This is a genomic window from Ferroglobus sp., from assembly GCF_015521575.1.
In the GTDB taxonomy this organism is placed as follows: Archaea; Halobacteriota; Archaeoglobi; order Archaeoglobales; family Archaeoglobaceae; genus Ferroglobus.
Window position 1 is genome coordinate 1 of sequence record NZ_WANY01000270.1, and the last position, 3,691, is coordinate 3,691.

Consider the following 3,691-nt stretch of genomic DNA (forward strand, 5'->3'; position numbering starts at 1 on the left):
AGCTTTGAGCTTAATAGAGAAGGTATCGATAGTCAACATCAGCGGAGCGGGATTCGATTTCGCTGAGATTATGACGGAAGTTTTTAGAATTCTTGCGGAGAACAAAGTGAACGTTGTTATGGTAGCTCAGAGCTCTTCTGAACTGAATCTTTCCATAGTCGTCGACGATTCGGATTACGATAAAGCCATGGAAGCTCTGAAAAAGATTGAGAACGGATCGATAAAGGTGGAGGGTATAAGAGATGTTGCCGTCGTAAGCGCTGTTGGAGCGGGAATGGCTGGGACTCCCGGAGTGGCTGGGAGAATTTTCTCCACCCTCGGGAGAAATAAGATAAACGTTAGAATGATAAGTCAGAGCTGTAGCGAGTACAATATAAGTTTTGCTGTGAGCAAAAGCGAAGGAAAGAAAGCGGTAAAAGTTCTTCACGATGAATTTATAAAAAGTGAGGAGTAATATATTCTCCTTTCTAATACTTCCAGAGTGTGGAGGAAGCTTATCTTCAGCCTCTGCTTTCCTTCCCCTATGGAATTTTTCGCCTCTTGGGTTTTCAGATGCAGGGTGTGGGTTTACCTCAAAATGAACTATCCGGAGCTTGAAGCTCCTTCAAAGGTCGTTAAAAAGGGTTTTGAGGCTGAAAAGAAGTTTGAGGAGTTTTTGAGGTTAGTCGGAGTTAAATACGTTAAGCAACCTAAAGGAAAAATAGAGCTTGAAAACTTTTCTGTGGTTGGAAAAGCGGATTTTTTAACGGAGAAGTGCGTCATAGAAGTGAAGAATTCTTCAAGGAATTTTCCCATCGAGTGGATCGCTCAACTGAATCTCTACATGAAAATATTCGATGTCGAGAAAGGTATTCTCGTTAAATTTCACGGAGATGGAGTCAAAATGAAGTCTTTCGAGTTTGACAAAGAACTTTACGAAAAAAGTCTGGAGTACTTCAGCTGGTTTCTTGAGAACAAACCGGATTTTCCCAAGGGTTGTTCTGCGAAATTGTGCTCTTTCAGGCATGTTTGTTTGAACATGGGAAAACGTTAAGTAGTTTTTGTAAAAAAGAAACATTTATGAAAACAAGAGAAACAATAATCGTTGTTGCAGTCGCAATAGCTGCTTTTGCGGCGGGGTTTATTACCGCTAACATGGTTTGGTTTAGTGGAATGCCCTACATGCAGTTCGGAGATAGGAATTTCTATCAGCCGGTGGGGGAATACAAATCCAACGGAGAGAAAATTTTTCTTACAGGAGTTAACGAAAAAGGAGAAAGAATACCTTTTGTTGGCGGACCAACTTGGCTTCAAATGCACGGGGGAGGATGTGCAAGTTGCCACGGTGTGGACGGAAAGGGAGGAATTTACCCGATGATGTGCGGGGTTAAAACTCCGGACATAAGGTATTCCACCCTCGCCGGAGAACACGGAATGAGCGAAGAGGACATAAAGAGAGCGATAACTTCCGGAGTTGGTGACGAGGGAGAGGAGTTGAACTGGTGCATGCCAAGGTGGCAGATGACGGAAAAGGATTTGAACGACCTGATAGATTACTTAAAGCAGTTGAAGTAGTCAGATTTCGCAGCACTCCCGATGTTCATCTCTATCTTTTTTCTTTCCAAGCAAATTCTCAATAAATCCTTCGTAGTACAGCTTGCAGCATCTGCCTGACGGGTTTGTAATTACGCAATGTCCCCCGTTTCCTATGCCAGTTATTTCTTCCACCTCTTTAACGCTCTTAGCACCTTTCCTTATTGCCTCGATAACATCTTCTTCTGTAACATGTTTGCAGTAGCATAAAGGCTTTGGAGATCCTTTTTCTTTGAAAAAGACTTTCGTTTTCACTTCTTTGGTTGTGAAGGTGACTTTACCATCGAAATACACTACATCGCACTCCGAATTGGGGCAGAAGTAAAAGTCATCGCTAAGCAAATGCCAGTACTCCGGATTGAGGTGGCTTCCTACGGTTATTTTCTTAACCTTCCACCCATCTGTTCCGCAAACGCATTTCATTCTTTCACCTCTCAAACGAAATTGCCCTTCGCAATCATTATAACCTTCCCGCCAATCTCTACCTTTTCTCCTTTAGCTCTTAAAAAGAGGAGAGAAGGTCTCCCTACCTCGTAACCCTGCTCGACTTTAATGTTTACTTCATCGCTGCCGAAGTATTCGTACTTGGAGAGGTAAGCTGCTAAGCAACCGTTGGCACTTCCAGTGGCTGGATCTTCCGGAACACCGTAGTAGTGTGCGAAAACCCTAACGCTTAAATCGTTATCTTCACTTCTCGTTTCCGGAGAGAAGGCAAGAATCGCCTTCGCTTCACAATCTTCAACGATTTTGTAAAGCTCGTCAACATTTACCTTTATTTTTTTCAGCGATTCAAGAGACTTAAGGGGAACGATTATGAAGGGCAAGCCAGTAGAAACTTCCTGAATTGGAAATTTTTCGTCTATTTCTTCTTCCCCTATCCCAAGAACTTTTGAAATCTCCTGCGGGGAGAAAACTTTTCCGAATTTCGGTGAGCTTTGCCTCATCCAGAGAACATCTCTCTCCTTCCAAACACGGATTTTTCCTATTTTTAGTTTTAATTCCACTTCTTCCGCTTTATCAAGAATCTCTTCCATTATTACGAATGCGGTTCCTAAGACCGGGTGCCCGGCGAAAGGGACTTCCTTTTCCGGAGTGAAAATTCTAACTTCGAAGTCGTCCTCTGAGGTTATGAATGTTGTTTCCGAGTAGTTCATCTCCTTGGCTATTTCCTGCATTTCTTTTTCGCTTAGCTTGCTCGCATCTCTGAATACGGCAAGCTGGTTTCCGGTGTACTTTCTCAAAGCGAAAACGTCCACTATGTAGAATCTCATAAGGATCACATTTTTAACGGGACGTCGAAGTAATCCACGCTCGTTATCTCTTCAACACTTTTCCTCGGCTCCTTATCTTTGCTATCGGCTGAAAATCCTACGGGAATTAAAACTTCCAGTCTGTACTCCTGAGGACACTTCAAAACCTCCGCAACCTCTTCTCTGTTCGGCGGGGTGTACGTTAAGCTTGCGAGTTCTCTCTCTTCGATGGCGAGAAGGAAATAAGCCACAGCTATCCATACCGACTCCCTTGAGTAGGGTGCCTTCTTCTTCGCGAAAACTCCAACGATGTAAGGAGCTTCTGTGAGGAAGGGTTTTTCCCAGTTCAATCCTTTGCTCTTCAGCCACTCTGCCAGTTCTCCTCTCACGTGAGAGTAGAATTTCTTTTCCCCCTTTTCACAAACCTCTCTCAGCTTTCTTTTCACTTCTTCGTCCTTTACGATGACGAAATGCCACGGCTGAGCGTTACTTCCAGAAGGAGCCTCTTTGGCAGCGTCTATGCACTCGATAATTACTTCCATGTCGAATTTGTCGGGTTTGAATTTCCTCACGCTCTTCCTCCTCTTCGCGAGTTCGGCAACGCATTTCATGGAGATTGTAGATTTTTGTAACCCTAAAAATTTTATCATGTGACGAATTGGAGGGAGCTCTGGAAAAGGTTTTAGCTTTTATGATTAAGTTTTATATCTATTAAAATATTTAGAACAAATTTGGTTATTATAATTTCCTAATATAAAAATTTTTATTAATGAAAAGTTTAAATAGTCTTAAGAAAAAATAATTTAATTAAGGTGGTGGAATTGAGAATTTTGTTTTTAGCGGTAGCTGCTCTATTCTGCCTACTAACT

Annotated in this window: 6 protein-coding genes; 3 read left to right on the plus strand and 3 right to left on the minus strand. The window is 42.4% G+C overall.

The features are described 5' to 3' along the window. From F7C14_RS10815 to F7C14_RS10825, 3 genes are all read left to right on the plus strand, one after another. On the plus strand, window positions 1-454 hold a 454-nt coding region (locus F7C14_RS10815), incomplete at its 5' end, for an ACT domain-containing protein (RefSeq protein ID WP_290902810.1). A 69-nt stretch (window positions 455-523) separates the two neighbouring features. Continuing rightward, window positions 524-1,033 carry a GxxExxY protein gene (locus tag F7C14_RS10820; RefSeq protein WP_290902812.1) on the plus strand — a complete coding sequence of 170 codons (510 nt, stop codon included), beginning with the start codon at window positions 524-526 and terminating at the stop codon, window positions 1,031-1,033. Window positions 1,034-1,059: 26 nt separating this feature from the next. Next, on the plus strand, window positions 1,060-1,554 hold the full coding sequence (locus tag F7C14_RS10825; protein ID WP_290902814.1) for a cytochrome c: 495 nt from the start codon (window positions 1,060-1,062) through the stop codon (window positions 1,552-1,554). On the opposite strand, the gene F7C14_RS10830 is transcribed toward F7C14_RS10825, so the two are convergent. The 3 genes from F7C14_RS10830 to F7C14_RS10840 are packed head-to-tail and all read right to left on the minus strand — an operon-like array spanning window position 1,555 to window position 3,433. Then, window positions 1,555-1,995, minus strand: a complete 441-nt coding sequence (locus tag F7C14_RS10830) for a (2Fe-2S)-binding protein (protein WP_290902816.1) — start codon at window positions 1,993-1,995, stop codon at window positions 1,555-1,557. An 11-nt stretch (window positions 1,996-2,006) separates the two neighbouring features. Beyond that, entirely contained in the window at window positions 2,007-2,843 is an 837-nt protein-coding gene (locus F7C14_RS10835) for a PhzF family phenazine biosynthesis protein (RefSeq protein ID WP_290902818.1), read from the minus strand. A 5-nt stretch (window positions 2,844-2,848) separates the two neighbouring features. After that, complete coding sequence (locus F7C14_RS10840; RefSeq protein ID WP_290902820.1) at window positions 2,849-3,433, minus strand: nitroreductase family protein; 585 nt, start codon at window positions 3,431-3,433, stop codon at window positions 2,849-2,851. Window positions 3,434-3,691 lie beyond the last annotated feature (258 nt).